Source organism: Mycobacterium sp. (assembly GCF_025965855.1).
In the GTDB taxonomy this organism is placed as follows: domain Bacteria; phylum Actinomycetota; class Actinomycetes; order Mycobacteriales; family Mycobacteriaceae; genus Mycobacterium.
In genome coordinates, this window is record NZ_JAOPWB010000163.1 from 1 (window position 1) to 26,932 (window position 26,932).

At 68.2% G+C, this 26,932-nt stretch carries 25 protein-coding genes and 3 pseudogenes; 11 read left to right on the forward strand and 17 right to left on the reverse strand.

All coding sequences use genetic code 11. The features are described 5' to 3' along the window. From JWP83_RS13260 to JWP83_RS13270, 3 genes and pseudogenes are all read left to right on the forward strand, one after another. Nucleotides 1–283, forward strand: a pseudogene (locus JWP83_RS13260) (hypothetical protein); the annotation flags it as partial. Beyond that, nucleotides 283–1,278 (forward strand): glutamate ABC transporter substrate-binding protein, encoded by a 996-nt coding sequence (locus tag JWP83_RS13265; protein ID WP_297730571.1) that lies wholly within the window; start codon nt 283–285, stop codon nt 1,276–1,278. The pseudogene JWP83_RS13260 and the gene JWP83_RS13265, both read left to right, overlap by 1 nt. A gap of 11 nt (nt 1,279–1,289) precedes the next feature. Next, nucleotides 1,290–3,554, forward strand: a complete 2,265-nt coding sequence (locus JWP83_RS13270) for a serine/threonine-protein kinase PknG (protein WP_297730573.1) — start codon at nt 1,290–1,292, stop codon at nt 3,552–3,554. A 199-nt stretch (nt 3,555–3,753) separates the two neighbouring features. On the opposite strand, the gene JWP83_RS13275 is transcribed toward JWP83_RS13270, so the two are convergent. After that, on the reverse strand, nt 3,754–4,614 hold the full coding sequence (locus JWP83_RS13275) for a DUF559 domain-containing protein (protein WP_297730527.1): 861 nt from the start codon (nt 4,612–4,614) through the stop codon (nt 3,754–3,756). A 162-nt stretch (nt 4,615–4,776) separates the two neighbouring features. On the opposite strand from JWP83_RS13275, the pseudogene JWP83_RS13280 reads away from it, so the two are divergent. Further along, nucleotides 4,777–5,403: pseudogene (locus tag JWP83_RS13280) on the forward strand (DUF1501 domain-containing protein); the annotation flags it as partial. On the opposite strand, the gene JWP83_RS13285 reads toward JWP83_RS13280, so the two are convergent. Genes JWP83_RS13285 through fgd form a run of 3 tightly spaced genes read right to left on the reverse strand, consistent with a single transcriptional unit; the run spans nt 5,398 to nt 9,620 of the window. Then, a complete protein-coding gene (locus JWP83_RS13285) occupies nt 5,398–6,552 on the reverse strand; it encodes an acetate kinase (RefSeq protein WP_297730529.1) in 1,155 nt (384 codons plus the stop codon). The pseudogene JWP83_RS13280 and the gene JWP83_RS13285 sit on opposite strands and share 6 nt — an antisense overlap. Beyond that, nucleotides 6,542–8,617 (reverse strand): phosphate acetyltransferase, encoded by a 2,076-nt coding sequence (pta, locus tag JWP83_RS13290; protein ID WP_297730531.1) that lies wholly within the window; start codon nt 8,615–8,617, stop codon nt 6,542–6,544. Before pta ends, JWP83_RS13285 begins: the two co-directional genes overlap by 11 nt. Next, nucleotides 8,610–9,620, reverse strand: coding sequence for a glucose-6-phosphate dehydrogenase (coenzyme-F420) (fgd, locus tag JWP83_RS13295; protein ID WP_297730533.1), 1,011 nt, complete (start codon nt 9,618–9,620; stop codon nt 8,610–8,612). The genes pta and fgd overlap by 8 nt, the downstream gene beginning before the upstream one ends. An 85-nt stretch (nt 9,621–9,705) precedes the next feature. Between fgd and JWP83_RS13300 the strand changes: the two genes are divergently transcribed. Genes JWP83_RS13300 through JWP83_RS13310 form a run of 3 tightly spaced genes read left to right on the forward strand, consistent with a single transcriptional unit; the run spans nt 9,706 to nt 11,382 of the window. Further along, nucleotides 9,706–10,452, forward strand: coding sequence for an MBL fold metallo-hydrolase (locus JWP83_RS13300; protein ID WP_297730535.1), 747 nt, complete (start codon nt 9,706–9,708; stop codon nt 10,450–10,452). After that, complete coding sequence (locus JWP83_RS13305; RefSeq protein ID WP_297730537.1) at nt 10,449–10,907, forward strand: SRPBCC domain-containing protein; 459 nt, start codon at nt 10,449–10,451, stop codon at nt 10,905–10,907. Before JWP83_RS13300 ends, JWP83_RS13305 begins: the two co-directional genes overlap by 4 nt. 49 nt (nt 10,908–10,956) lie before the next feature. Continuing rightward, complete coding sequence (locus tag JWP83_RS13310) at nt 10,957–11,382, forward strand: nuclear transport factor 2 family protein (RefSeq protein ID WP_297730539.1); 426 nt, start codon at nt 10,957–10,959, stop codon at nt 11,380–11,382. A 155-nt stretch (nt 11,383–11,537) separates the two neighbouring features. Here the strand turns inward: JWP83_RS13310 and JWP83_RS13315 are convergent, their stop codons facing one another. From JWP83_RS13315 to JWP83_RS13340, 6 genes are read right to left on the reverse strand one after another with little or no spacing between them, the layout of a single operon-like run. Beyond that, on the reverse strand, nt 11,538–12,887 hold the full coding sequence (locus tag JWP83_RS13315; RefSeq protein ID WP_297730541.1) for an NtaA/DmoA family FMN-dependent monooxygenase: 1,350 nt from the start codon (nt 12,885–12,887) through the stop codon (nt 11,538–11,540). Continuing rightward, entirely contained in the window at nt 12,884–14,017 is a 1,134-nt protein-coding gene (locus JWP83_RS13320) for an LLM class flavin-dependent oxidoreductase (protein ID WP_297730543.1), read from the reverse strand. Before JWP83_RS13320 ends, JWP83_RS13315 begins: the two co-directional genes overlap by 4 nt. After that, nucleotides 14,014–15,111, reverse strand: a complete 1,098-nt coding sequence (locus JWP83_RS13325) for an LLM class flavin-dependent oxidoreductase (protein ID WP_297730545.1) — start codon at nt 15,109–15,111, stop codon at nt 14,014–14,016. Before JWP83_RS13325 ends, JWP83_RS13320 begins: the two co-directional genes overlap by 4 nt. Next, nucleotides 15,108–15,593 carry a GNAT family N-acetyltransferase gene (locus JWP83_RS13330; RefSeq protein WP_297730547.1) on the reverse strand — a complete coding sequence of 162 codons (486 nt, stop codon included), beginning with the start codon at nt 15,591–15,593 and terminating at the stop codon, nt 15,108–15,110. The genes JWP83_RS13325 and JWP83_RS13330 overlap by 4 nt, the downstream gene beginning before the upstream one ends. Nucleotides 15,594–15,603: 10 nt before the next feature. Further along, complete coding sequence (locus JWP83_RS13335) at nt 15,604–16,524, reverse strand: SAM-dependent methyltransferase (protein ID WP_297730549.1); 921 nt, start codon at nt 16,522–16,524, stop codon at nt 15,604–15,606. Nucleotides 16,525–16,531: 7 nt separating this feature from the next. Continuing rightward, complete coding sequence (locus JWP83_RS13340; protein WP_297730551.1) at nt 16,532–16,903, reverse strand: DUF3054 domain-containing protein; 372 nt, start codon at nt 16,901–16,903, stop codon at nt 16,532–16,534. A 33-nt stretch (nt 16,904–16,936) separates the two neighbouring features. Here JWP83_RS13340 and JWP83_RS13345 point away from each other — a divergent pair, with 33 nt between their 5' ends. Both JWP83_RS13345 and JWP83_RS13350 read left to right on the forward strand, forming a co-directional pair. Then, complete coding sequence (locus JWP83_RS13345; protein WP_297730553.1) at nt 16,937–18,133, forward strand: acyl-CoA dehydrogenase; 1,197 nt, start codon at nt 16,937–16,939, stop codon at nt 18,131–18,133. 31 nt (nt 18,134–18,164) lie between these two features. Further along, nucleotides 18,165–18,782, forward strand: a complete 618-nt coding sequence (locus JWP83_RS13350) for a hypothetical protein (RefSeq protein ID WP_297730556.1) — start codon at nt 18,165–18,167, stop codon at nt 18,780–18,782. Here JWP83_RS13350 and JWP83_RS13355 read toward each other — a convergent pair. Next, nucleotides 18,779–19,180, reverse strand: a complete 402-nt coding sequence (locus JWP83_RS13355) for a DUF4190 domain-containing protein (protein ID WP_297730557.1) — start codon at nt 19,178–19,180, stop codon at nt 18,779–18,781. The two genes, JWP83_RS13350 and JWP83_RS13355, sit on opposite strands and share 4 nt — an antisense overlap. An 88-nt stretch (nt 19,181–19,268) precedes the next feature. After that, nucleotides 19,269–19,580, reverse strand: a pseudogene (locus JWP83_RS13360) (HNH endonuclease); the annotation flags it as partial. Nucleotides 19,581–19,693: 113 nt separating this feature from the next. Here JWP83_RS13360 and JWP83_RS13365 point away from each other — a divergent pair. Together JWP83_RS13365 and JWP83_RS13370 are read left to right on the forward strand one after the other, a co-directional pair. Further along, a complete protein-coding gene (locus JWP83_RS13365; protein WP_297730559.1) occupies nt 19,694–19,960 on the forward strand; it encodes a hypothetical protein in 267 nt (88 codons plus the stop codon). Nucleotides 19,961–20,146: 186 nt separating this feature from the next. Next, nucleotides 20,147–21,526, forward strand: coding sequence for an NAD(P)/FAD-dependent oxidoreductase (locus JWP83_RS13370; protein WP_297730561.1), 1,380 nt, complete (start codon nt 20,147–20,149; stop codon nt 21,524–21,526). Here JWP83_RS13370 and JWP83_RS13375 read toward each other — a convergent pair. From JWP83_RS13375 to JWP83_RS13395, 5 genes are all read right to left on the reverse strand, one after another. Then, nucleotides 21,523–22,755, reverse strand: coding sequence for an O-succinylhomoserine sulfhydrylase (locus tag JWP83_RS13375; protein ID WP_297730563.1), 1,233 nt, complete (start codon nt 22,753–22,755; stop codon nt 21,523–21,525). The genes JWP83_RS13370 and JWP83_RS13375 overlap by 4 nt on opposite strands. Further along, nucleotides 22,752–23,168 (reverse strand): rhodanese-like domain-containing protein, encoded by a 417-nt coding sequence (locus JWP83_RS13380; protein ID WP_297730565.1) that lies wholly within the window; start codon nt 23,166–23,168, stop codon nt 22,752–22,754. Before JWP83_RS13380 ends, JWP83_RS13375 begins: the two co-directional genes overlap by 4 nt. After that, nucleotides 23,165–24,364, reverse strand: a complete 1,200-nt coding sequence (gene purT, locus JWP83_RS13385; protein ID WP_297730576.1) for a formate-dependent phosphoribosylglycinamide formyltransferase — start codon at nt 24,362–24,364, stop codon at nt 23,165–23,167. The genes JWP83_RS13380 and purT overlap by 4 nt, the downstream gene beginning before the upstream one ends. Nucleotides 24,365–24,466: 102 nt before the next feature. Next, entirely contained in the window at nt 24,467–25,114 is a 648-nt protein-coding gene (locus JWP83_RS13390) for a PaaI family thioesterase (protein WP_297730567.1), read from the reverse strand. Further along, nucleotides 25,111–26,409 carry an adenylosuccinate synthase gene (locus tag JWP83_RS13395; RefSeq protein WP_297730569.1) on the reverse strand — a complete coding sequence of 433 codons (1,299 nt, stop codon included), beginning with the start codon at nt 26,407–26,409 and terminating at the stop codon, nt 25,111–25,113. The genes JWP83_RS13390 and JWP83_RS13395 overlap by 4 nt, the downstream gene beginning before the upstream one ends. Nucleotides 26,410–26,932 lie beyond the last annotated feature (523 nt).

Consider the following 26,932-nt stretch of genomic DNA (forward strand, 5'->3'; position numbering starts at 1 on the left):
CCAGGCCAACGACCGGATGAACTCCTACATCTCGGTGGGCAACTACCGCGCCGCCACCCAGGTCGCCCTCGGCAGCGGCGAGGACGACTCCACCCCGGCGTTCGACAAGCTCGAGGACGAGTTGGGTAAGGCCATGGACCAGAGCCGCACACACCTGCGCACCGACGTGATCAACGCGCGCAGCGGGCTGTCCGGCGCCCAGGTCGGCGGCGTGGTGCTCAGCCTCGGCGCCGCCATAGCCGTCGCGCTGGGCCTGTGGCCGCGGCTCAAGGAGTACCGATGATGGCGCGCCGGCCCAGGATCCGGCGGGCGGGCTCCTATCTCGGGGCGCTCGCCGCGGCCTTCATCGGCACGGCGCTGGCCGGCTGCGGCCACACCGAGACGCTGAGCGTGGCCACCGCCCCCACGCTGCCGCCGCCCACGCCGATCGGCATGGAGCAGCTGCCCCCGCAGCCGCCGCTGCCGCCGGACGACGCCAGTCAGGGCTGCAATCCGACCGCCAGCCTGCGCCCCTTCCCCACCAAGGCCGAGGCGGACGCCGCCGTCGCCGACATCCGCGCCCGCGGCAGGCTGATCGTCGGGCTCGACATCGGCAGCAACCTGTTCAGCTTCCGCGACCCGATCACCGGCGAGATCACCGGTTTCGACGTCGACATCGCCGGCGAGATCGCGCGCGACATCTTCGGCGCCCCATCGCACGTCGAGTACCGCATCCTGGCGTCGGACGAACGGGTCACCGCGCTGCAGCACTCGGAGGTCGACGTCGTCGTCAAGACCATGACCATCACCTGCGAGCGGCGCAAGCTGGTGAACTTCTCCACCGTCTACCTCGACGCCAACCAGCGCATCCTCGCCCCGCGCGACTCGCCGATCGCCAGGGCGGCCGACCTGTCCGGCAAGCGGGTCTGTGTGGCCCGGGGCACCACGTCGCTGCACCGGATCCAGCAGATCGACCCGGCGCCGGTCATCGTGTCGGTGGTGAACTGGGCCGACTGCCTGGTGGCCATGCAGCAGCGGGAGATCGACGCCGTCAGCACCGACGATTCGATCCTGGCCGGGTTGGTCGAGGAAGACCCGTACCTGCACATCGTCGGGCCGAACATGGCCACCCAGCCGTACGGCATCGGCGTCAACCTGAACAACACCGCACTGGTCCGGTTCGTCAACGGAACGCTGGAACGCATCCGCCACGACGGGACGTGGAACACGTTGTACCGCAAGTGGTTGACGGTTTTGGGGCCGGCGCCCGCCCCGCCCACGCCGAGGTATGTGGACTGATGGCCGAGCCGATGGACGCTGACGCTAGAGACGCGGGAGACCTGGGCGGCCAGGCGCCGGACGTGCAGACGGGCGCGGCGGCGGAGTCGCGGCCGCAGGCCACCCAGGCGCTGTTCCGTCCCGATTTCGACGACGATGACGACGACAGCTTCCCGCTCCTCCCCGGCATAGACACCGAAGCGCCGGACCGGATGACGGTGGCCACGCGGGTGCTTCCGCCGACGCGGCAGCTCGGCGGTGGGCTGGTCGAGATCCCGCGCGTGCGGGACATCGATCCGCTCGAGGCGTTGATGACCAATCCGGTGGTGCCGGAGTCCAAGCGCTTCTGCTGGAACTGCGGAAAGCCGGTCGGCCGGTCGGGCTCCGAGGGCAAGAGCACGTCTGAGGGCTGGTGTCCCGCCTGCGGCAGCCCGTATTCCTTTCTGCCGCAGCTGAATCCGGGGGATACTGTCGCAAACCAGTACGAGGTGAAGGGCTGCATCGCGCACGGCGGTCTGGGCTGGGTCTACCTGGCGCTCGACCACAACGTCAACGACCGCCCGGTGGTGCTCAAGGGCCTGGTGCATTCCGGTGACGCCGAGGCGCAGGCGATCGCGATGGCCGAGCGCCAGTTCCTCGCCGAGGTGGTCCACCCGCAGATCGTGCAGATCTTCAACTTCGTCGAGCACACGGACCGGCACGGGGAGCCGGTCGGCTACATCGTCATGGAGTACATCGGCGGGCAGTCGCTGAGGCGCAACCTCAAAGACGGGAAATCCGAGAAACTGCCCGTCGCCGAGGCCATCGCCTACCTGCTCGAGATAATGCCCGCGCTGAGCTACCTGCATTCGATCGGCCTGGTCTACAACGACCTGAAGCCGGAGAACATCATGCTCACCGAGGAGCAACTCAAGCTGATCGACCTGGGCGCGGTGTCGCGGATCAATTCGTTCGGCTACCTCTACGGCACACCCGGTTTCCAGGCGCCGGAGATCGTGCGGACCGGCCCGACGGTGGCCACCGACATCTACACGGTGGGGCGCACGCTTGCGGCGCTGACGCTGAACCTGCGCACCCGCAACGGCCGTTACGTGGACGGTCTGCCGGACGACGAGCCCGTGCTGAAGCACTACGACTCGTTCGGCCGGCTGCTGCGCCGCGCGACCGACCCCGACCCGCGGCGCCGATTTTCCACCGCCGAGGAGATCTCCGCCCAGTTGATGGGCGTGCTGCGGGAGGTGGTCGCACAGGACACCCGGGTGCCGCGTCCGGGCCTGTCGACGATCTTCAGCCCCAGCCGCTCGACGTTCGGGGTCGACTTGCTGGTCTCGCACACCGACGTGTACCTGGACGGCCAGGTCCATTCGGAGAAGCTGACCGCCAGGGAAATCGTGACCGCCCTGCCGGTGCCGCTGGTCGATCCGGCCGACGTCGCCGCCCCGGTGCTGCAGGCAACGGTGCTCTCGCAGCCGGTGCAGACGCTGGACTCGTTGCGCGCGGCGCGCCACGGTTCGCTGGACGCCGACGGCATCGAGGTGGCCGAGTCGATCGAGCTGCCGCTGATGGAGGTCCGCGCGCTGCTGGATCTGGGCGACGTGACCAAGGCCACCCGCAAGCTCGACGACCTGGCCGAGCGGGTCGGCTGGCGGTGGCGGTTGGTCTGGTACCGGGCCGTCGCCGAGCTGCTGACCGGCGACTATGACTCGGCCACAAAGCATTTCACCGAGGTGCTGGACACCTTCCCCGGCGAGCTCGCGCCCAAGCTGGCGCTGGCCGCGACCGCCGAGCTGGCCGGCAACACCGACGAGCACAAGTTCTACGAGACGGTGTGGAAAACCAACGACGGCGTGATCTCCGCGGCTTTCGGGCTGGCCCGATCCCTTTCGGCCGAAGGCGATCGCGAGGACGCGGTGAGCACCCTCGACGAGGTGCCGCCCACCTCAAGGCATTTCACCACCGCGCGCCTGACAAGCGCGGTGACGCTAATGTCCGGGCGCTCGATCGGCGAGATCACTGAGGCGCAGATCCGCGACGCCGCCCGCCGCGTGGAGGCGCTGCCGCCCACCGAGCCGCGGGTGCTGCAGATCCGCGCCCTGGTGCTGGGCGGCGCGATGGACTGGCTCGAGGACAACGAGGCCAGCACCAATCACATCCTCGGCTTCCCGTTCACCGAGCACGGCCTGCGGCTGGGCGTGGAGGCTTCGCTGCGCAGCCTGGCCCGCGTCGCGCCCACGCAACGGCATCGCTACACGCTGGTGGACATGGCGAATAACGTGCGCCCCACGAGCACGTTCTAGTGCTTTTGCGCGTGCGCCTAGGGCTTTGCGTGTGCGCCTAGGGCGTTGCGTGTGCGCCCACGGCTTTGCGTGTGCGCCCAGGGCTTTGCGTGTGCGCCTAGGGCGTTGCGTGTGCGCCCAGGGCTTTGCGTGTGCGTCCAGGGCGGAATAATCGCCTAAATCCCGCCACCAGCTCACACTCGAAGCCCTGGGCGCACAGTCAAAGCCCTGACCGCACACCGGATGCCGCCAACGCCTCGCGGACCCGCCGGACGATGCTGGCGGGGCGGTCCTCCGCGACGACCCGGACAACGACCCACCCCATCCGCTCAAGCGCCTCCATACGCTGAATGTCCTTGACGTATTGCCTTCGGTCACTTCGATGTTGATCGCCGTCGTATTCGACCGCGACCATGTGCTGCTCCCAGCCCATATCGAGGTAGGCGACGGGAATGCCGTCCACGCCGAGCACCGGTATCTGCGTCTGCGGGCGGGGCAGGCCCGCATCGATGAGAAGCAGGCGTAGATAGCTTTCCCTGGGCGACTCGGAGCCGGCGTCGACCAGCTCCAGCGCGGCCTCCAGGCGCCGCAGCCCGGGCGAGTGGGGGTGGCACTTCGCGATGCGCAGCACATCGTCGATCTTGAAACCCGTCGCGCGAGCGAGCGCGTCGAGCCGAACGACCGCCGAGTGGACGGCCCCGCGCCGGCCGATGTCGAAGGCGGTGCGCTCGGGTGTTGTGACATTGCGCCCATTCATGACCTGCGTCTCGCCGTCTGCCAACGCGTCTCGCCGCGTCCGAACGCCGTGTGGTGGACGCGTGTTGGCGTGATTCAACTCAATCGGAACGTCATCGGGAATCCACTTGGAGCCGTGTAACGCCGCGGCGGCCACTCCGACGATCGTCGCCGTCCCTCCCGACCACAGCCAGGCGGCGGCGATGCGCAGCTCGAGAGAAGGCTGGACGTCGTTCGGTAGGTAGACGTTCGGAAAGACCGCACGATAGCGGGTCCGCAGTTGATGCCGGCTCAACGCCCGAGATGCCAATGCCTGGCTGCCGATAAACGGTTTCCCCGAATCCATGCCGGAACACTCGCACGCCGACGGGTGACAGCGTTTGCAGCTATCCACAGGCACAGTCGAGTGTGCGCCCGAGGCTTTGAGTGTGCGCTAGGGGCGGAAATCAGGCCGGCGATTTTCCCGCCCTGGGCACCCACTCAAAGCCGTGGGGCACACACAGCGCCGGGCAAGGCTCAACAATTCGACGGCATCATGACGGCGCTGGGCGCCGACGACCCCAACGACACCCCAGCGATGGCCGCGGTGCGCAAGGCCTATCGCGCCGCGCGTACCGCCAACAAGGCGTTCGAATCGGTCAAACCCGGCGCCAAGGGCCATAATTTGCTTGCCGCGCAGCTGGGCATGGTCGCCAGCGCGGTAAAGGCCCGCGTCCCGACGCGCGTTTACACGGTGCAATTGGGCGGCTTCGACACCCACGCCGACGAACGCGAAACCCAGCAGCGCCTGCTGCAGACACTCGACACGGCCGTCACCCCGTTCCTGCAGGAGATGGCCGGCGACCGCTACGGCCGGGGCGTCGTGCTGACGGCGTACTCCGAGTTCGGGCGCCGCGTTCGCGCCAACGCCTCCCAGGGCACCGACCACGGCACCGCCGGTCCCGTCTTCGTCGCGGGGGCGCCGGTCAAGGGCGGCTTCTACGGCGAGGAACCCAGCCTCACCGACCTCGACAACGGAGACCTGAAGTTCACCACGGACTTTCGCGACGTCTACTACGAGCTGCTGACGCGAACCGTCGGGACCGATCCCACGCCGTCGGTCGGCCCGGGCCGCCGCGCCCTGGGCTTCCTATGACAGCGCACTCACGCAGTCGCGGGCGATCGCCAATTCTTCGTTGGTCGGTACCACCAGCACGGCGATCGGTGATCCGTCTTTGGAGATGCGGGCGATCTGCCCCCGGCCCCGGCTGAGATTGCGGCGCTCGTCGAGCACGACGCCCAGCTCCTCCAAGCCGGCGACCGCGTCGCGGCGCACCGCCGGGTCGTGCTCGCCGATCCCGGCGGTGAAGCTGATGACGTCGGTGTGCCCGAGCACCGCCAGGTAGGCGCCGATGTACTTGCGCAACCGGTGGATGAACACGCTGTATGCCAATTGCGCTGCGCCGTCGCCGGATTCGATCAAGGTCCGCAGCCGCCGGAAGTCGCACTCACCGGCCATGCCCAGCACCCCGGACCGCTCGTTGAGCATGGCCTCGATGTCGTCGACCCCCATCTGGGCCGTGTGGCACAGGTAGCTGACGATGCTGGGATCGATGTCGCCGCTTCGGGTGCCCATCACCAGGCCCTCCAGCGGTGTCAGGCCCATCGACGTGTCGATCGGCCGGGTGCCGGCGATCGCCGACGCCGAGCAACCGTTACCCAGATGCAGCACAATCTGATTCAGTCCGGCGAGCGGCCGGTCCAGAAAGGCGGCGGCCCGCTCGCTGACGTAGCGGTGCGACGTGCCATGAAACCCGTAACGGCGGATCTGCCACCGCTCGGCCAATCCGCGGTCGATGGCGTAGGTCGCCGCCGCTGGTGGCATGTCATGGAAGAACGCCGTGTCGAACACGGCCACGTGGGGAAAGTCGGGCAGCAATTGGCGCGCCACCTCGATTCCCTTGAGCGCCGGCGGATTGTGCAGTGGGGCCAATTCGGACAGCTTCTGCAGCGCCGCGATCCGCGCGTCGTCCATCAGCGTCGGCCGGTAGAACTCGTTGCCGCCGTGCACCACCCGGTGCCCGACCGCCATCAGCCCGCAGGTCCGCAGGTCGATGCCGTCCTCGGCGAGGGTGTCGAACGCGCGGCGCAGTGCCGCGTCGTGGTCGGGAACCGAGGACCCTTCTTCGCCGATCCGCTCGATGTGGCCGGACGCCCGCGCCTCGCCCGAATCCGGCTCGACTAGTTGGAATTTCAGGGACGACGAGCCGGAGTTGATCACCAGCACAAGGCGGTCACCGGTCATGCGCATCCTGCGCCTGGATCGCGGTGATGGCCACCGTGTTCACGATGTCCTCGACCAGCGCGCCGCGGGACAGGTCGTTGACCGGCTTGCGCAGCCCTTGCAGCACCGGGCCGATCGCGATGGCCCCGGCGCTGCGCTGCACCGCCTTGTAGGTGTTGTTGCCGGTGTTGAGGTCGGGAAAGATCAGCACGGTGGCGTGCCCGGCCACCGGCGAATCGCGCAGCTTGGTGGCCGCCACCGACGGCTCTATCGCCGCGTCGTACTGGATGGGGCCCTCGACCAGCAACTGCGGATCCCGCTGTCGAACTAAATTCGTTGCCGCCCTGACCTTTTCGACGTCAGCGCCGGTGCCGGAGTCGCCGGTCGAGTAGGACAGCATGGCCACCCGCGGCTCGATGCCGAACTGCGCGGCGGTGCGGGCGGAGCTGATCGCGATGTCGGCGAGCTGCTCGGACGTCGGGTTCGGGATGATCGCGCAGTCGCCGTACACCAGCACCCGGTCGGGCAGGCACATGAAGAAAACGCTCGAGACGGTGGAGACGTCGGGAACGGTCTTGATGATCTCGAACGCCGGCCGGACGATGTGCGCCGTGGTGTGGGCGGCGCCCGACACCATGCCGTCGACCGCACCGTTGTGCACCAGCATGGTGCCGAAATACGTTGCGTCGCGCATGATCTCGCGGGCATGCTCGACGGTGATGCCCTTCGCCTTGCGCAGCTCCGCGTATTGGTCGGCGAACTGGTCACGCAACTCGCTCTCCAGCGGATCGATCACCTTCGCGCCGTCGAGGTTCACCCCCAATTCGGCCGAACGCAGCCGAATCCGTGCTTCGTCGCCCAGAATGGTCAGGTCGGCGACGCCGCGCTGCAGCAGGCGCCCGGCTGAGCGCAGGATGCGGTCGTCGTCGCCCTCGGGGAGGACGATGTGCCTGCGATCGGCGCGGGCCCGCAGCCGCAGCTGGTAGGTGAACATCTGCGGTGTGATCGCGGTCGGTACCGAAATGGCAAGCTGCGCCAGCAGATCCGCGATGTCGACGTGACGGTCCATCAGCTCGAGCGCGGTGTCGATCTTGCGCTGCGACATCGCGGTGACCCGGCCGCGGACCGAGGCGGCCGCGCTGGCCGTGTCGTAGGTGCCCAGCGCGGTCGCGATGATCGGCAGCCGCAACCGCAGGCCGGAGACGAGGGCCGCGATGGATGGATGCAGCTCGAACCCGCCGTTGAGCACGAGGCACGACAGCGATGGAAACCCTTCCGCCGCATGGGCGCTGGCGACGGCGAGCACCACGTCGGAACGGTCGCCGGGGGTGATGACCGCCATGCCGTCGCGCAGCCGCTCCAGCACGTGATCGGCGGTCATCCCCGCGACCAGCACGTCGGTGACCTCGCGCTCCCGCAGCGACGCTTCGCCGCTGACCGGTGTCCCGTTGACGGCCTGCTCTAGCTCGGCCACCGTCGGCGCGCACAGCAGCGGCGCCTCGGGCAGCACGTAGCTGCGCTGGGTGAACGCGCGCAACGCCTGGCTGACCTCCGCCAGCTCCGCCGGGTTGCACCGGTTGGCCACCACCGCCGCGGTGTGCGCGTGCTGGGCGGTCAACTCGGCCAGGCACACCTCGACGACGCCGGCGACCTCCTTCGGGGTCCGGCCCGTGCCACTCACCGCCAGCAGCACCGGCGCGCCGAGGTTGGCCGCGATCCGCGCGTTGACGGAAAGCTCGGCGGGCCGGGTGACGTCGGTGTAATCGCTACCTACGATCACCACCACGTCGCACGCCTGCGCCATCGCGTGATAGGCATCGACGATGCCGGCGATCGCGGCGTCGCGGTCGGCGTGCAGCTGCTGGTACGTCACGCCGATGCACTGGTCGTAGGGCAGGCCCGCGGTGGTGTGCTCTAGCAGCAGTTCCAGGATGTAATCGCGGTCCTCGCCGAGTCTGGTGATGGGCCGAAACACGCCGACCCTGGCGACCGTCGCCGTCAGCCGGTGCAGCAGCCCCAGCGCGATCGTCGACTTCCCGGTCTCCGGCTCGGGCGCGGCGATGTAGATCGCCGAGGTTTCAGCCAAGTCGCCGCAGCCTGGGCGCCAGGTCCTTTTCGAAGAGTTCGAGGAACCGGCGCTGGTCGTGGCCGGGCGCGTGGAACACCAGGTGGTTGAGGCCCCACGTCACGTACTGTCCGACTTTTTCGACCGCCTCGTCGGGATCCGACGCCACGATCCAGCGCTTGGCGACCTGCTCGATCGGCAGCGCGTCGGCGGCCTTCTCCATTTCGATCGGGTCGTCGATGCTGTGCTTCTGCTCGGCGGTCAGCGAGAGTGGCGCCCAGAACCGGGTGTTCTCCAGCGCCAGATCGGGGTTCGGGTCGTAGGAGATCTTGATCTCGATCATCTTGTCGATGTCGTCGACGTTGCGGTCGGCGGCCGCGGCGCCTTCTCGCACTGCCGGGATCAGCTTGTCCTTGTAGAGCTCCTCGCCCTTGCCCGAGGTACAGATGAAGCCGTCGCCGGCCCGTCCCGCGTACTTGGCCACCGCCGGGCCGCCGGCGGCGATGTAGATCGGGACGCCGCCCTCGGGCACGTCGTAGATCGAGGCACCTTTGAGCCGGTAGTAGTCGCCGTCGAAGTCGACGCGGTCGCCACGCCACAGCTCCCGCATCAGCCGCACGGCCTCGCGCAGCCGCGCGAACCGCTCCTTGAACTCCGGCCAATCGCCCTCGTATCCGGTGGCGATCTCGTTCAGCGCCTCGCCGGTGCCGACGCCGAGGAAGATGCGGTCCGGGTACAGGCAGGCCATGGTGGCGAAGGCCTGCGCAATGACGGCGGGGTTGTACCGGAAGGTCGGGGTGAGCACCGAGGTGCCCAGAACGATCCGCTTGGTGCGTTCGCCGACGGCGGTCATCCAGGCCAGCGAGAACGGGGCGTGCCCGCCCTCGTGCCGCCACGGCTGGAAGTGGTCACTGACGGCTGCGCTGTCCATGCCATGACCTTCGGCGGCGACAGCCAGCTCGACGAGCTCGCGCGGTGCGAATTGTTCAGCGGACGCTTTGTATCCGAGTTTCAGTTCAGCCACCAGTTATTTCTACTCCTACCCCGACGGTCGCGACCGGCTGCGCCCGGCTTCGCCGCGCTTGCGATCGCTCCATACACTCGCGGGCATGGGACCGGCACCGACTCTTGTTCAGGTCACCGACACCGTGTACCTCGCCCAGGGCCCGGCCGTTAACTGGACGCTGGTCGTCGACGGCACCGGCGTCATGTTGATCGACGCCGGCTATCCCGGGGACCGCGAGGCCGTGCTGGCCTCGCTGAGCCAGCTGGGCTACGGCCCGGGCGACGTGCGCGCCATCCTGCTGACGCACGCGCACATCGACCACCTGGGCTCGGCGATCCGGTTCGTCGGCGAGCACGGCACCCCGGTGTATTGCCACGCCGACGAGGTGGGTCACGCCAAGCGGGAGTATTTGGAACAGGTCTCGATTTTCGATGTGGCACTGCGCATTTGGCGGCCGCGATGGGCGGTGTGGGGCGCCCACGTGGTGCGCAGCGGCGGGCTGATCCGCGACGGCATCCCCTCGACGCGGCCGCTGACCGCCGAGGTGGCGGCCGGGCTGCCGGGCCACCCGATGGCCGTCGCGACCCCGGGACACACCAGCGGGCACTGCTCGTATGTCGTCGACGGCGTGCTGGCGAGCGGCGACGCGCTGATCACCGGCCACCCGCTGCTGCGGCACCGCGGTCCGCAGCTGCTGCCGGCGGTGTTCAGCCACAGCCAGACAAACTGCCTGCGCAGCCTGGGCGCGTTGGCCCTGCTGAATACCGAGGTGCTGCTGCCCGGTCACGGCGACGTGTGGCGCGGGCCGATCCGCGAGGCGACGGAAGTGGCGTCGAATAGGGCGCAATGACGCAGACCCGGGTCGTCCGTCGCATCCGCGCCTCGCCGGAGTCGGTGTATCGGGCGCTCGTCGACGCGGACGCGGTTGCGGCGTGGCGTGTTCCAGACGGCATGAGCGCGGTCGTGCACGAGTTCGACGCCCGCGTCGGGGGCCGATTTCGGGTGTCGCTGACATACGAATCGCCCCATCGGCAGGGCAAGACGGCCGGCGCCACCGACACCTACCGCGGTCGGTTCGTCGAGCTGGTGCCGAACGAACGCGTGGTCGAGGAACTCGAGTTCGAGACGTCCGATTCGGCGTTCGGTGGCGTGATGCGGGTGATCACTACGCTCGCCGACGCCGACGGCGACACCGATGTGGTGATGCTGCACCAGGGCATCCCGGCGGGAGTTTCTCCGGAGGACAACGAGCTGGGCACCCGGATGTCCCTGGACAAGCTGGCCGCGCTGGTCGACACGCGATGACTTCCGGGCCAACCGGGTACTCGTCGGGGCAGCAAGCGAAAGGAGGGTCATGGGAGACAACGAGAGTTTCCAGCAAGTGGCCGAACGCATTTACCACGACTGGGACAAGGCGCTCAGCGAAGACGACGTCGACGCGCTTCTGGCGCTGTATGACCCCGACGTCGTGTTCGAGAGCCCCGCGGTGCCGCTGACCATGGGTACCGAGTCCGGGGTGTGCCACGGGCACAGCGAGTTACGGCCCGTGCTCGAGCGGGTGGCCGCCCGCAAGCCACCGTTGCGGACCTACCACCGGTCCGGCTATCTCACCGACGGCGCGCGAACGATGATCTTCGAGTTCCCGCGTGATGCGCCCGAGGGGGAGCAGATGGATTTCGTCGAAGTCATGGAGATCGCCGACGGGCTCATCCAGCGCCATTGTGTCTACTGGGGCTGGCGCGGCGTGAAGGTCATTCAGGACGACGCGTACCACAAGTAGCGCGCGTTATTGCTCCAGTCGTCCGGCGCATCCGCGCCTCGCCGAAGTCGGTGTACCGGGCCGTCACAGCAGCCACACAGACCCCGCTTTAGTTGGGTGGATCGGTTTCAAAAAGCGCTTGCGCATGTGCTAGCGGATTCGAAGTTCGCCCGCCCTTACCCCGCGAAGTCGCTGAGCCCCAGGTTTTCCCGCAGCGTTTCGCCGGTGTACCCGGTGCGGAAGGCGCCGCGCTCCTGCAGCAGCGGCACCACCCGGTCGACGAACTCGTCCAGGCCGTGCGGCGTCAGGTGCGGCACCAGGATGAACCCGTCGCAGGCGTCGGCCTGGATGTAGGTGTCGATCTCGTCGGCGATGCTGTTTGGGGTGCCGACGAACTGCTGGCGGCTGGTGACGGCGATTACCAGCTCGCGGATCGACAGGTTCTCGGCCTCGGCGCGTTCGCGGTAGCCGCGGGCAACGGCGACCGGGTCGCCGTGCCGGACCCGCCCCTGGGTGATGGCGCTGTCGACGACCGGATCGAAATCGGGCAGCTTGCCGTCCGGGTCGTGGTCCGATAGCTCGCGGCCCCACACCTGCTCGAGCATCGCGATCGCCGTCGGGCCGCTGACCTGTTGATAGCGGATGTGCCGCGCTTTGTCCTGCGCCTCGGAACCCGTGTCACCGATGACGAACGTCGCCGCCGGAAAGACCTTGAGCCGGTTGGGATCCCGGCCGTAGGACGCGGCGCGGCCCTTGACGTCGGCGCAGTAGCGCTGACCGTCTTCCAGCGACGAGTGCAGGGTGAACAAGGCGTCGGCGTTGCGGGCGCCGAACGCGCGGCCGTCGGCGGAGTCGCCGGCCTGCAGCAATATCGGATGGCCCTGGGGCCCCGCGGGCAGCGTCGCGAACCCGCGCACGTCGAACTGCGGGCCGCGGTGTTGGACGCTTCGGATCCGGTCGGGATCGGCATAGACCCCGGCCTGGGCGTCGGCCAGCACGGCGTCGGCCTCCCAGCTGTCCCAGAACTGGCGGGCCACGGCGAGGAACTCCTCGGCCCGCTCGTACCGATCGGCGTGGGCGAGGAAACCGCCGCGGCGGAAGTTGGCGCCGGTGAAGGCGTCCGACGAGGTCACCATGTTCCAGCCGGCGCGGCCACCGGACAGGTGGTCGAGCGATGCGAATTGCCTTGCCACCTCGAAGGGTTCGTTGAAGGTGGTGTTGATGGTCCCGGTGAGCCCGATCCGGTCGGTGACGCCCGCGAGCGCGGCCAGCACGGTGAAGGTGTCCGGGCGGCCCACCACGTCGAGGTCGTAGATGCGACCGCGGTGCTCGCGCAGGCGCAGCCCCTCGGCCAGGAAGAAGAAATCGAACAATCCCCGTTCGGCGGTGCGGGCCAGGTGCACGAACGACTCGAACTCGATCTGGCTGCCCGCGGCGGGGTCGGTCCATACCGTGGTGTTGTTGACGCCCGGGAAGTGGGCGGCCAGGTGAATCGGCTTGCGTTGCTTGCCCTCCCGCACGCTCATCCGGTGAGCCCCCAACGCTTGGCGATCAGTTCGTGTGACCGCAGCCGGTCCTCGTGCCGGTGGGTGACGGAGGTGACGACGAGTTCGTCGGCGCCGGTGGCGCGCTGCAGGGTTTCCAGCCGCTCGGCGACCTCGTCCGGGTCGCCGACGAATTGCGTTGCTATGCGGTCGATCACGACCGCCAGCTGCTCATCGGTCAGGGGATCGCACTGGTCAGGCTCGGGATAGGGGATGGCGCCGCCGCCGGCCCGGATCGAATACACCCAAAGGCCGTAGCTGGAGGCCAGGCGCCGTGCGGTGGCGGTGTCATCGGCGACCACGATGTCGGCCGACACCACCACATAGGGCCGTGGCAGCGTCGCCGACGGGACAAAGGCGTCCCGGTAGGCGTCGATGGCGTCCAGCGCGGTGGACGGGGTGATGTGATAGCTCGCGACGAACGGCAGCCCGAGCGCTCCGGCCACCTGGGCGCTGCGTCCCTTGCTGCTGCCGAAGATCCACGGCGTCAGGGCGGCGCCTTCACCGGGCACCGCGTGTAGGTCGAAGCCGTCGACCTCATAGTTGCCGGACAACATGGCGATGATGTCGCCGAGTTGCTCGGCAAAGTCGGGCGCGACCGCCTCGGGCTGCTGCAGGATCGACATGGTCGCTTTTATCCGGCCGCTGCCCAGCAACCCGCGCACATCGAACGGCGGCGGGATCACCACGCCGTCGACCTCGCGCCATTCCCGCGGCGGTTCCGGGCGTGGGGGTTTGGGCGATCGCGGCTTGGTGATCCGCCGCTGCCCGGAGCGGCCCAGGCCGAGATCGATGCGGCCCGGATAGAACGCGTCCAGCATGCCGAAACTCTCGACCACCGCGGCGGCCGTGGTGTGGCTCAGCTGCACGGCGCCCGAACCGACGCGAATCGTGTTGGTAGCGGCCGCGATCTGGCCGATGAGCACGGTCGGTGACGCACTGGCGACGGCGACGAAGTGGTGTTCGGCGATCCAAAACCGGCGAAAACCCCACCGCTCGGCGTGCTGGGCCAGCTCGATGGTGTTACGCAAGGCCGTCGCGGCATCGCTGCCCGCGCTGATCGGCGCCAGGTCCAGGATCGACAGCGGCACCCCCCGACTTTTCGAGGTCATCGATTCACCGCCGCATAGCGGTTGGGCGCCACGGGCAGGCCGAGGCGGGCGCGCAAGGTTTCACCCTCGCGATAGCCGGTGCGGAAGCGCCCGGCCCGCTGCAGCAGCGGCACCACCTCGTCGACGATCACCGGCAGGTCGGTGGCATTGACGGCCGGGCGCAGGCGCGCGCCGTCGATCCCCAGCCGCTGCCACTCCAGCAGCAGCTCCACCAATTCCGTTGCGCTGCCCGCGAAGACGAGGGCATCGGAACGGAAGTCGTCCGCACCGTGGAACGAAACCACCACATCCGCAAGGGCTTTCAGGTGCGTGCCGTCCGCCGCGCGCACCTCCGCGATGATGCTTTGCACCGATGCGCCATCGGTGGGCGTGATGAAGACGACGTCGGCGCCGGCCGCGGCGAACTCGTAGGCGGGGCCGACGTGCGCCAGCGCGGCCACCACCGGCTGGCCCTGCGGTGGGCGCGGCGTGATCGAGGGTCCTTTGACGGAGAAGTGCTTCCCGGTGAAGTCGATGTAGTGCAGCTTGTTCACGTCGACGTAGCGCCCGGTGGTCACGTCGCGGATGATTGCGTCGTCCTCCCAGCTGTCCCACAACCGGCGCACCGCGTCGACATACTCGACGGCCTCGTCAAACAAAGGGATTTGAGCTGGGTCCCGGCGGCCGAACAGCGCCGCCTCGTGCGCGGTGGCGCTCACCCGCGGCTGCCAGCCAGCCCGGCCGTGCGACACGTAGTCCAGGGTCGCAATGGATTTGGAGACGTGGAAGGGCTCGGTGTGGGTGACCGTGGCCACCGGGATCAGCCCGATGTGCCGCGTGGCGGGGGCGATTCGCGCCGCGACCAGCACGGCGTCGGCGCGACCGGCCAGCCGTCGCGGATCGATCCGCTCACGGCGGCCGGGTTGCGGCATCAGGGTGTCGTCGATGGTGAGGAAATCCAGCAGCCCACGCTCGGCGGTCGCCGCCAGCCCGGCCCAGTAACGACCGCTGAGCACCGACGGCGTGCCGGGGTCCGATGCCAGGGTGCTGCGCCACGCCTGGGGATGCCACCCGAATCCGTCGAGCGCGACGCCCAGGTGGAACTGCCCCGTCATGCCAGCCACTTCTCGAAGGCGATCGGAAGAAACGGCCCCCAGTCGGGCAGCGGATCGGCCGCGATGCGGGCATAGCCCGTGGCGTCGTAGAGCGCCTCGGCCTCGCGTTGGCGATTGCCGGTGATCAGATACAGCCGCCGGTACCCGCGCGCGGCGGCCTCCGCTTCCAGCGCCGCCAGCAGCGCCCTGGCGTACCCGCGGCGCCGACGTGTGCTGTCGGTCCAGATCCGCTTGAGTTCGGCGGTGTGGGCGTCGAAACGCCGAAACGCCCCGCCGGTGACTGGCGCGCCCTCCAGCACCCCGATCAGCAGACCGCCGTCGGGCGGCGCCAACTCGTCCGCCGGCACGGGCAGCCAGGCCAGATGCGCGTCCGGCGTCCCGCCGTATCGCTGCGCGTACTCGACGGCCAGCTCGGCCAGCAGCGGCTGCGCCAACGGATCGTCGTGCGTGGCCGCCACGAACTCGAGCTGGGTTTCGGTCATCACCTAACGTCTAACGCTTGCCGCCCGGAAGCATTCCGGGCCGAGTGGCGGTGACATATCCGGGGATGAGCTCCACATCCTTGGGGCGGCCGCGCCACAATTCGCTCAATCCCAGGGCGGCGAACAACTCGACGACGTTCCGCTGGACCGTCTCCCAGCCGTGGGCCGCCAGATATTCGGGGACATAGCGGTATTCGCCCGGGTACGTCAGGCTGGCCAGGTCGACGTCCAGGCCGTGTCGTCGCCAGCCGTCGACGAAGGCCTGCCGCGCCGCCTGCCGTTCCGGGGTCCAGGTTGCCATGTGATCGGCGGAGAAGCGGCTGCCGGTCGCACTCGCCTCGCTGACGCCTTGCAGCAACCGGTGCTGTGCGTCGGGCGGTAGGTAGCCGACGAGCAGTTGCTCGGCGATCCACACCGTGGGCGCGGCGGCGTCAAAACCGGCCCGCCGCAGCGCCGCCAGCCAATCCTGACGAAGATCGACGCCGATCGCGCGGCGGTGCGCGGTCGGCCGCGCGTGCAGCCCGCGCAGCACGTCGGCCTTGAAATCGAGGACCTCCGGCCTATCGATCTCGTACACCGTCGTCCCCCGCGGCCACCACAGCCGATACGGCCGGGTGTCGAGGCCGGACGCCAGGATCACCACCTGGCGAATGCCGGACCTGCCCGCGTCGGCGAGAAACTCGTCCAAGAACCTGCCGTAGGCCGCCTGGACGTAGATGAGTCCGGTCGTAATCGGGCGGTCGCCGTCGTCGGCGGCGTATTGCTCGTCGTCGATCACCCGGGCGAAATACTTCACCCCCGCGGCGCGCACCAGCGGCTCGGCGAACGGGTCGGCGAGGAGGCCTTTGTTGGTGGCCACGGCCCTGACGACCGCGTCGAAAGTCGTGGTCAGGCCATCCGCGGTGGCCGCGTTCCAGCTGGCGGGTGCCATCGTCTTATCAGGCGTCGGAGCGGCGCCGCAGGGCCAGGCCGACGGCGGCCCGCCAACCGAGCAGCAGGACCGCGGTGACCGACGCGGCCACCACCACGAAGCTCGCCGCCACACCCGCCGAGCCGGCCTTGCGCAACAGCATGCCGACCACCACGGTGCAGAGCCAGACGATCACCCCGGTGGGGGCCACCGCCGTGGGTCGCCGCCAGCCGCGGGAGAGCAGCCACCCGACGACCGTCCCGGCGAGAAACGGCCAGGCCGTGGTCGCGACGCCGCCAATCGTGAGCCCTTCGGCGTGGCTGCGGCGGCCGACGGAGCAGAACACCAGCACAGCGACGACGTCCACGAGCAGGTACGCCATCCGCGGGAGCCTCAGCATGCCGCGAGACTACCGGGTGGCAGGCTGACTGCTATGAGCACTGATGCCCCTCCCGCCTTTGACCGGGACGACCCACTGGGCCTGGACGCCTCCCTGTCCGGCGACGAGCTCGCGGTGCGCGACACGGTGCGAAAATTTTGCGCCGAGCATGTCATCCCCCACATCGGCGAGTGGTTCGAGATCGGCGACCTTCCGGTCCGCGAGCTCGCCAAGCAATTCGGCCAGCTCGGACTGCTCGGCATGCATCTGCACGGCTACGGCTGCGGCGGCGCTTCCGCCGTGCACTACGGCCTGGCGTGTACCGAGCTGGAGGCCGCCGACTCGGGCATCCGGTCGATGGTCTCCGTGCAGGGGTCGCTGGCGATGTTCGCGATCTGGAAGTTCGGGTCGGAGGAGCAGAAGCAGCGGTGGCTGCCCGGCATGGCCGCCGGTGAACTTCTCGGCTGCTTCGGGTTGACCGAGCCCGACGTCGGAAGTGATCCGGCCGCGATGAAAACCCGTGCGCGACGGGATGGTTCGGATTGGGTGATCAACGGCCGCAAGATGTGGATCACCAACGGCTCGGTCGCCGATGTCGCGATAGTGTGGGCCGCCACCGACGACGGCGACATCCAAGGCATCCGCGGTTTCATCGTGCCGACCAAGACGCCGGGCTTCGCCGCCAACACCATTCATCACAAGCTGTCGCTGCGGGCGTCGATCACCAGCGAGCTGGTGCTCGACGACGTGCGGCTGCCCGCCGACGCGATGCTGCCCGACGCAACGGGTTTGCGCGGCCCGCTGTCGTGCCTGTCGGAGGCGCGCTACGGGATCATCTGGGGATCGATGGGCGCGGCGCGGTCGGCCTGGCAGGCCGCGCTCGACTACGCCACGCAGCGCACCCAGTTCGGCCGCCCGATCGCCGGATTCCAGCTGACGCAGGCCAAACTCGTCGATATGGCGGTCGAACTGCACAAGGGACAGCTGCTGTCGCTGCACCTGGGTCGCCTCAAGGACGGCCCCGGGCTGCGCCCGGAGCAGGTCAGCTTCGGCAAGCTCAACAACACCCGCGAGGCGATCAAGATCTGCCGGACCGCCCGAACCATATTGGGCGGCAATGGGATATCGCTGGAATACCCCGTCATCCGGCACATGGTCAACCTGGAATCGGTGCTGACCTACGAGGGCACACCGGAGATGCACCAGCTCATCCTCGGCCAGGCGTTCACCGGTATCGACGCCTTCCGCTGATGGCATCGATACACTTGCTGGGAGGTGGCTCATGAGATCTGTCGCGTATCAACTCGGTGCCGTTTTCGCCGCGTGCGGTCTGGCCCTGTCCGCTCCCGTGGCAACCGCCGACCCCACCGTCACGCTGCCCCCGCTGACGTCCGGCGGCGGCGTACCGATCATCGGTGGGGGCAACAACTCCGGGATTTCGCAGCAGCTGACCGGCCTCGGCAATCCGAATGTCCAGGAGGTCGACGGCTCGGACGCGGCTCAATTCATCACGGCCGCCGCCGCGCTCACCAATCCGCAGCTTGCGGCCCCCTTCGGGCTGCTGCGCCGCGCGTTGGCATGCCAGACCAACAACGCGGGATTCGGGGCGCGCGCCTACCGGCGCAACGACGGGCTGTGGGGCGGCGCGATGCTGGTCGCCGCGAAGAGCGCCACACCCAACGTCGACGCGCTGAACAGCTGCGCCAAGACCAATTGGCGCAGGCCCACTGCGGGTTCGGACAAGGCGATGTGCAACAGCGGCTGGACTACGCCCAACTCCTTTGACAGCCGCCGCAGCGATGCCGAGGCCTATTACATTTTCCTCGCCGGCACGGCCGACGACTTCTGCACCACTCTCAACGCGAAGTACAAGACCAACGCTGCCCCGTGGCCGTTCTAAACCGGCTGCAATACAACGGTTTGCGCGATGGCCGGTTCGCCCGAATCCATGCTCGGGGTGTGACTGAATATGGCCGCGAGGGTCCATAGCGCTATGCCGAGGACCAGCAGGACACTGCCGATGACGATGCCGGCGATCGCCATACCACGGCCGCGTTGACCGGTTCGCTTGATCTGTGACAGGGCTACAAAACCGAAGATCACACCCAGCAAGGCCCCGATGAACAGGCAGACCCAGCCGAACAGGGAGCACACCAACGACGCGATGGCCATCGCATTCGTACCGGGGCTCTGCGGCGGCGGGTAACCGTATTGGGGCGGGTAACCCGACGGTGGCGGGTAGCCATAACCGCCCGGCGGCGGGGGGTACGGCGGGTAGCCAGGCGGTTGTTCCGTCAAGGGAGCCTCCTCCGGAACCGAGAGGTCTCCGGTTCGAGTGGCAGCCACTCTACTCGGCGCGCCACAGCTTGTCGCGAAAAAAGTTGCGCTAGAAGGGCGGCGGATCAGCCGCCAGGCGGGCTTCGTTGATGCCGCGTTCCCAGGCGATGCGGGCGGCGCAGTCCTGAGCTCGGGTTCGTCGCCGGGTGGGCATCATGAGTCCACAGCGGTTTTGCGACGGCGGCGTCCAGGTGGGGAGGGTCAGGGTTCCCGTTGGGACGGCGAGAGCCGGAAACTAGAGGGCCCCACCGGGTTTGGTGACGTAGGTATGCCTGGTCGGGGATGTCCACACCAGGGTGCCGCCGGGCCGCTGACGATCGTGCCACCCGCCATAGAGGGTCCTCAGCGGGTGGTGGCCTCGAAGGGGCTGTGTGCGTTCATCTGGCAACGCTGCCGGGCTGCGAGCGCACCTCAGGAACGGCGACCATGCGATGTAGCTCACTCACGACGGCTTGGGACTAGCATCAAACTGTTATGAGGGCGGTCGTTGTCGCGGTCTCCTCCGTGATCGTGTCGGTGTTTCTCGGCGTCCCGGCGGTGGCGCACGCGGACTCCTGCATCAACGGCACGGTCCGCCCTGGTGGTTGGGGTGGCGACGTCTTCCTGTGCCAGGATCGCGGGTGGTTGCACGTCGTGCCGAACGGCGCCGACGGTTATGACCCAAATCAGCCGCTGCCACCGACGTGCGCGAGGTTCCCGGACAAGTACATGTGCCCGACTGATAGACCGCCGCCCGACTAGCAGAACTGCTCCGCATCATCTACACCCCCATCCGACCCCGACCGCATAACAGGCCTACCTCGACGACGAGACGCAGTCCAAAGCCCTGCCGGCTTCCTGACTCACGACTCACGGGCACCGACGCGATGCCGAGAGTCATAGGGTGGGTATGCGCTGCGGAGAGTTCGAGCAGAGAAGGGGTGGGTTATGTCGCGCCATCGCGTCGTCATCATCGGAAGCGGATTCGGGGGCCTGAATGCGGCGCGGTCACTCAAGCGGGCCGACGTCGACGTCACCCTCATCTCGAAGACGACCACTCACCTTTTCCAGCCACTGCTGTACCAAGTGGCCACCGGGATCCTGTCCGAAGGCGACATCGCGCCGAGCACCAGGCTGGTCCTGCGCAAGCAGAAGAACGCGCGGGTGTTGTGGGGCGACGTCCACGCGATCGACCTGAAGGCGCAGACGGTCACGTCCGAGCTGATGGGCATGCAGACCGTGACGCCCTACGACAGCCTCATCGTGGCCGCCGGCGCGCAGCAATCTTATTTCGGCAACGACGAGTACGCCGCCTTCGCGCCCGGGATGAAGAGCATCGACGACGCCCTCGAGCTGCGGGGTCGCATCCTGGGCGCGTTCGAGGCCGCCGAGGTCGCCACCGACCCGGCCGAGCGGCAGCGCCGCCTGACGTTCGTCGTGGTCGGTGCCGGGCCGACGGGTGTCGAGCTGGCCGGACAGATCGTCGAGCTGGCCGAGCGCACGCTGGCGGGGGCGTTTCGTACCATCGAGCCCAGCGACTGCCGGGTCATCCTGCTCGACGCCGCGCCGGCGGTGTTGCCGCCGATGGGCAAGAAGCTGGGGCTCATCGCCCAGCGCCGGCTGGAAAAGATGGGTGTCGAAGTCCAGCTCAACGCGATGGTCACCGCCGTGGACTACAGCGGCATCAGCATCAAGGAGAAGGGCGGCGGCGAACGGCGGATCGAATGCGCGTGCAAGGTCTGGGCGGCGGGTGTGCAGGCCAGCTCGCTGGGCAAGATGATCGCCGACCAGTCCGACGGCACCGAAGTCGACCGCGCGGGACGCGTGATCGTGGAGCCCGACCTCACCGTCAGCGGGCATCCGCATGTATTCGTCATCGGTGACCTGATGTCCGTGCCCGGGGTGCCCGGGATGGCGCAGGGCGCGATCCAAGGGGCGCACTACGCCACCACGCTGATCAAGCACGCGCTGAAAGGACGCGACGACCCGGCCAACCGCAAGCCGTTCAAGTACTTCGACAAGGGCAGCATGGCGACCATCTCCCGCTACAGCGCCGTGGCGCAGGTCGGCAAGCTCGAGTTCGGTGGCTTCGTCGCCTGGTTGGCGTGGCTGATCCTGCACCTGTACTACCTGATCGGCCATCGGAACCGCATCGCCGCCATGTTCGCCTGGGGGATCTCCTTCCTGGGTCGCACGCGCGGTCAAATGGCGATCACCAGCCAGATGATCTACGCCCGGCCGGTGGTGGACTGGGTGGAGAAGCAAGCGCACGAAGGGGTGCTGGCGGCGGCCGAACGCGTCGAAGCGGCCGAGAAGGCGGCCGGCTAGCTCAGGGCCTGATCGATATCGGCGATCAGGTCGTCGGTGCCCTCCAGCCCGACGGAGATGCGAACCACGTTGTCGCCCAGCCCGATCGCGGCGCGACCCTCCGGCCCCATGGCGCGGTGGGTCGTGGTGGCCGGATGGGTGATAAGGGATTTCGCGTCGCCCAGGTTGTTGGAGATGTCGATCAGCCGCAGCTTGTCCAGCACCTCGAAGGCACGTATCTTGGCGGCGCTTTCGGCGCAGTCGAGCGCGAATGTGATCACCGTCCCGCCGCCGTTCATCTGGCGCTTGGCCAGGTCGTATTGCGGGTGCGACGCGAGGAAGGGGTAACGCACCCAACTCACCGCCGGATGGGTCTCCAGGTATTCCGCGATCCGGTGCGCCGAAGAATTGCAGTGCTCGACCCGAACCGCCAGCGTCTCAAGGCCTTTCAGTAACACCCAGGCGTTGAAGGCGCTCATCGCCGGGCCGGTGTGCCGCATCAGCTTCTGCACCGGACCGTCGATGTACTCCTTGTCGCCGAGGATGGCGCCGCCCAGCACCCGGCCCTGTCCGTCGATGTGCTTGGTCCCCGAGTACACCACGACGTCGACCCCGAGCGGGAAGCCCTGCTGCAGCAGAGGTGTTGCAAAAACGTTGTCCAGCACCACTTTCGCGCCCGCGGCATGGGCAAGCTCGGTGACCGCGGCGATGTCGACCAGCGACTGCATCGGATTGGACGGGGTTTCGAAGAACACCGCCTGCGTGGGCACCGACAGCGCCCGCTCCCACTGGGCGAGGTCGTCGCCGTCGACGAAGACGGTCTCGATCCCCCACCGCGGCAGGATCTCGTTGCACACCACGAAGCACGATCCGAACAGGCTGCGCGCCGCGACCAGCCGGTCGCCGGCGGCCAGCAGCGCGCCGAGCGAGGTGAACACCGCGGCCATGCCGCTCGCGGTGGCGAACGCCGCGGGCGCCCCCTCGATCAGGCGCAACCGCTCCTCGAACATCGTGACGGTCGGGTTGCCGTACCGCGAGTAGACGAAATGATCTAACTCGCCGGTGAACGACCGCTCCGCAACGGCCGCCGACTCGTAGACGTAGCCGGACGTCAGGAACATCGCCTCGGCGGTCTCTTCGAAACCGGATCGCAGGAGACCGCCGCGCACGCCGATGGTGGCCTGGCTGACGCCGTCGGGCAGTGTCTTGGGCGTGCGGAGCGAGCCCCCCGACGCGGAAGTGTCGGTCATCCCTGCTTCCAGGGCAGCCCAACCGCGCGCCACCCGGTTTCACCGCGATGGCCGCTCGCATCGAGATGACCCTCGAAACCGTCCAGCACGTTGTAGGCCGGGGTGAGGCCCTCCTTGGTCGCGACCTCGGCCGCGCCGATGGACCGGTTGCCCGAGCGACACAGGAAGATCACGGGCCGCTCTTCGTCGGACGGTGGAACGCGACCCTTCAGCTCGTCGGCGAAGTTCGCGTTGGGCACGCCGTTGGTGGTAACCCACTCGATGTACACCGCGTCGCGGCCCAGGCTGGACAGATCGGGCACGCCGACGAACCGCCATTCGGCGTCGGTGCGCACGTCAACCAGCACGGCGTTGGGGTTGTCGCTGAGTAGCTTCCATGTCTCAAGGGCCGTGATGTCTCCTGCGTAACTCATTCGCGTGAGTCTCGCACATTCAGGGCGTTCGCCACCTCTCGGGCGCGTTCGCGTGCGGTCGCCACGTCCGGTGCCGTGGCCAGCGCCACGCCCCGCTTGTTTGTCGCGCCGGCGGCTCCTGAGCCTCGCGCGAAGACGCGCAGATCGCTTTCCGGCACCCGCAGCGCAACGGTCAGCGCGGCGGTGGCCGACGACGCGCCGTCGTGGCCGGAATTGATCGCGTGGGCGGCGGCCGGCGACATCATCATGGTGTCCACCGGCAGGCCCAGGATGGCCCGCGCCTGCAGTTCGAACGCCGAAAGGCGCTGGCTGCGCAGGGTCACCCAGACGCTCTGGTTCGGGCGCGCGGTGACGTCGACGAAGTACACCTCGTCGCCCTTGATCATCAACTCGACACCGAAGACGCCGCGCCCGCCGAGCGCCTTGACGATTCGCGCGGCGATCGACTTGGCCGCATCCACCGCGGCCTCGCCCATCTGCTGGGGTTGCCAGGATTCCAGCACGGCACCGTCGGCGTCGCGGTGGCCGATGGGTGAGCAGAACTCGATCAGCGGACCGTCCGGACCCTCGCTGCGCACGACGAGCAGCGTGACGTCGAAGTCGACCTCGACCACCGTCTCGGCCAGCACCCGCCCCGTCGAACTCCCGAGCGCGCGCTGCCAGGCCGCCTCGACGTCGTCGGGCCCGGAGATCACCGAATGTCCCCGCCCCGACACCGGCTTCACCAGCAGCGGATAGCCGGCGTGGGCGGCCACCGCCTGCAGTTCGCCGACGGAGCCGACGAACCAGAACGGCGCGGTGGGCAGCCCCAACTGGTCGGCGGCCAGCCGGCGAAGTCCCTCCCGGTCGGAGGTGAGACGGACGGTGCGGGCGTTGGGCACCAATTCGGTGCGCTCGCCGGCGGCCTCGAGGGCATCAACGGCTTGAGCGGCGACCGCGTCGGTCGCGGTCACCACGAACTCCGGTTTCAGCTCGTGAATCGCCTTCGACAAGTCTTCTCCGTCGGTCAGCGGGACCGTCAGCGAGTGGTCGGCCACCCCGTGCGCGGGCCCCTGCGGGTGCTCGTCGACCGCGATCACCCGCGCACCCAGGTGCCGCAGCGCGACCGCCAGCTCCCGGCTGAGCTCGCCGCAACCGAGCAGCATCACCTTCGGCCTGCCGTCGGCTTCGGGGTCGGGCGCGGCCCGGGGGGGCACGGCAAGGGCCGTCGTTTTGTCGTCCTGTCCATCGGTCAAGCCGTCAGTCACCGCTCAAGGATAGGTCGGTTGCGCGCGTGCCAGGGCCGACTGGCCGGCACGCTAGGGCTGACCCGGAAGCAGCCGCACCATCAGGCCGTTGGCCTCGGCCAGCACGGCGTCGTCACCGTCGACCAACTCCGCGGAGACGAACGCCTTGCGGCCTTCGGCACAGGTGACGCGCCCGCGCACCAGCAACGGCGCGTCGATCGGCGTGACCTTGCGGTAGTCGACGTGCAGGAAGGCCGTGCGGCTGATCGGCCGTCCGGCGGCGTGCGAGATCATCCCGAACATGTGATCAAACAGCAGCGGCAGCACGCCGCCGTGCACGGCGTGATTGCCGCCGACATGAAACCGGCTGAAATATCCCGTCATTTCGACACCGTCAGGCGCGTAGCGTGTCAACGTCCAGGGCGGCAGCAGCAGGCTGCCCATGCCGGGCACGTCGGGCGTCCGCCCGGCCGGCGCCTTGCCCTCCTCGGCCTGAAACGGGCCCAGCACCTCCACCAGGGCCGCGGCACGGTCGGCCGCGTCGTCCCAGACGTCTTGAGCTTCCGGGCCGGGATCGGCGGACACGGCAAGGTCCTGCAGCCTGCGCATGGCCGCGACGAACCGGCCGAATCCCGGGCCGGGGCTGGCGGGGCCGTATTCCGGGAATCCGCCGTGATGTTCGTATTCGGGGTCGAGTTCGCATGCGTCGGGTTCCGTCACGGGCGGGCCGCCAGGACGTCGCGGCGCACGATGGTCTGATCGCGTCCCGGACCGACGCCGATGCACGAAACATGTGCTCCCGCAAGCTCTTCCAGCCGCAACACGTAGTCGCGCGCCTTGGCGGGCAGGTCGTCGAACTCCCGCGCGTCCGAGATGTCCTCCCACCAGCCGGGCATCTCCTCGTAGATGGGTTCGGCGCGGGCGAGGTCGCTCTGGGTCATCGGCATGTCGTAAGTGCGCGCCCCGTCGACCTGGTAGCCGACGCATACCGGCACCGTTTCCAGGCTGGACAGCACGTCGAGCTTGGTCAGGAAGAAGTCGGTGATGCCGTTGACCCGGGTGGCGTAGCGGGCGATGACGGCGTCGAACCAGCCGCAGCGTCGGCGCCGCCCGGTGGTGACACCGAATTCGCCACCGGTCTTGGACAGGTATTCGCCTTTCTCGTCGAACAGCTCGGTGGCGAACGGGCCCGAGCCCACGCGGGTGGTGTAGGCCTTGAGAATCCCGAGCACGGTGGTGATCCGGGTCGGGCCGATCCCGGACCCGACGGCCGCGCCGCCCGCGGTCGGATTCGATGACGTGACATAGGGATACGTGCCGTGGTCGACGTCGAGCAGGGTGCCCTGCGACCCCTCCAGCAACACCGTTTCGCCGGCCTCCAGCGCGGTGTTGAGCAGCAGCCGGGTGTCGGCGATGCGGTGCCGGAACCCCTCGGCCTGTTGCAGCAGGGCGTCGACCACCTGATGCGGATCGAGCGCCTTGCGGTTGTAGATCTTGACCAGTATCTGGTTCTTGAGTTCCAGCGCGGCCTCGACTTTGTGGGTCAGCTGCTCGGGGTCGAGCACGTCGGCCACCCGGATCCCCATGCGCGCGATCTTGTCCTGGTAGCACGGGCCGATGCCGCGGCCGGTGGTGCCGATCTTCTTGTTGCCCATGTAGCGCTCGGTGACCTTGTCGATGGCGACGTGGTAGGGCAACAGCAGGTGGGCGTCGGCGGAGATCAGCAGCTTGGAGGTGTCGACGCCGCGGTCCTCGAGGCCTTTCAGCTCGTCGAGCAGCACACCGGGATCCACCACCACGCCGTTGCCGATGACGTTGGTGACGCCCGGGGTGAGCACGCCCGACGGGATCAGATGCAGCGCGAAATGCTCGCCGGTGGGTAGGACGACGGTGTGCCCGGCGTTGTTGCCACCCTGATAGCGCACCACCCACTGCACGCGCCCGCCGAGCAGGTCAGTGGCCTTACCTTTGCCCTCGTCGCCCCACTGGGCGCCGATGAGGACGATTGCCGGCATGCCTTGCTCCCGCCTAATCCCACGTGTTCGAGCCTGCTTATTGTGGTAAAGCTGAGGGTACCGACGAAACCGCTGGTAATACACGGTACCTAGCCAACCTAAACGATTTGTGTGCGATGCATGTGCAAGCCGGATTGGATACCCGCGCCCGAGCGGGTTTGCCGCGCCCATGTGGTGGCCTGTCGTTGCCGAACACGCCCGATAGAGTAGTCGACTCTGGCACCGGCTCGTGACATGACATGGACTTTCAGGTAATCTCAAATTGCCGACCTAGCCCGTCGCAATTTCGCACCGGCTGCGAACGGTTTATCGCAACCCTACTTTGATTAGGGGAGATGAATCGTAAACGCCTGAGAACGTTGGTTTGAGAACGTTGGCTGAAAACCCGCCACTTTCAATCAGTCTCAGAGGTTTACGATGCCCAAAAGTCCCCAGCCCGCCAAACGCCGGATTTCAACCAATGAAGCTGCCCAGTACCTCGGTATCTCCCAAAAAATGCTCCGAAAAGCCGTGGTCGACAAGA

Coding starts and splice junctions, on each gene's coding strand:
- JWP83_RS13395 (WP_297730569.1), bottom strand. CDS start 26,409: ATGCCGGCAATCGTCCTCATCGGCGCCCAGTGGGGCGACGAGGGCAAA.
- JWP83_RS13370 (WP_297730561.1), top strand. CDS start 20,147: ATGTCGCGCCATCGCGTCGTCATCATCGGAAGCGGATTCGGGGGCCTG.
- JWP83_RS13315 (WP_297730541.1), bottom strand. CDS start 12,887: ATGAGCGTGCGGGAGGGCAAGCAACGCAAGCCGATTCACCTGGCCGCC.
- JWP83_RS13340 (WP_297730551.1), bottom strand. CDS start 16,903: ATGCTGAGGCTCCCGCGGATGGCGTACCTGCTCGTGGACGTCGTCGCT.
- JWP83_RS13375 (WP_297730563.1), bottom strand. CDS start 22,755: ATGACCGACACTTCCGCGTCGGGGGGCTCGCTCCGCACGCCCAAGACA.
- JWP83_RS13265 (WP_297730571.1), top strand. CDS start 283: ATGGCGCGCCGGCCCAGGATCCGGCGGGCGGGCTCCTATCTCGGGGCG.
- JWP83_RS13325 (WP_297730545.1), bottom strand. CDS start 15,111: ATGACGGGGCAGTTCCACCTGGGCGTCGCGCTCGACGGATTCGGGTGG.
- JWP83_RS13320 (WP_297730543.1), bottom strand. CDS start 14,017: ATGACCTCGAAAAGTCGGGGGGTGCCGCTGTCGATCCTGGACCTGGCG.
- JWP83_RS13380 (WP_297730565.1), bottom strand. CDS start 23,168: ATGAGTTACGCAGGAGACATCACGGCCCTTGAGACATGGAAGCTACTC.
- JWP83_RS13350 (WP_297730556.1), top strand. CDS start 18,165: ATGAGATCTGTCGCGTATCAACTCGGTGCCGTTTTCGCCGCGTGCGGT.
- JWP83_RS13345 (WP_297730553.1), top strand. CDS start 16,937: ATGAGCACTGATGCCCCTCCCGCCTTTGACCGGGACGACCCACTGGGC.
- JWP83_RS13305 (WP_297730537.1), top strand. CDS start 10,449: ATGACGCAGACCCGGGTCGTCCGTCGCATCCGCGCCTCGCCGGAGTCG.
- JWP83_RS13310 (WP_297730539.1), top strand. CDS start 10,957: ATGGGAGACAACGAGAGTTTCCAGCAAGTGGCCGAACGCATTTACCAC.
- JWP83_RS13275 (WP_297730527.1), bottom strand. CDS start 4,614: ATGGATTCGGGGAAACCGTTTATCGGCAGCCAGGCATTGGCATCTCGG.
- JWP83_RS13330 (WP_297730547.1), bottom strand. CDS start 15,593: ATGACCGAAACCCAGCTCGAGTTCGTGGCGGCCACGCACGACGATCCG.
- JWP83_RS13365 (WP_297730559.1), top strand. CDS start 19,694: ATGAGGGCGGTCGTTGTCGCGGTCTCCTCCGTGATCGTGTCGGTGTTT.
- JWP83_RS13300 (WP_297730535.1), top strand. CDS start 9,706: ATGGGACCGGCACCGACTCTTGTTCAGGTCACCGACACCGTGTACCTC.
- JWP83_RS13285 (WP_297730529.1), bottom strand. CDS start 6,552: ATGACCGGTGACCGCCTTGTGCTGGTGATCAACTCCGGCTCGTCGTCC.
- JWP83_RS13270 (WP_297730573.1), top strand. CDS start 1,290: ATGGACGCTGACGCTAGAGACGCGGGAGACCTGGGCGGCCAGGCGCCG.
- JWP83_RS13335 (WP_297730549.1), bottom strand. CDS start 16,524: ATGGCACCCGCCAGCTGGAACGCGGCCACCGCGGATGGCCTGACCACG.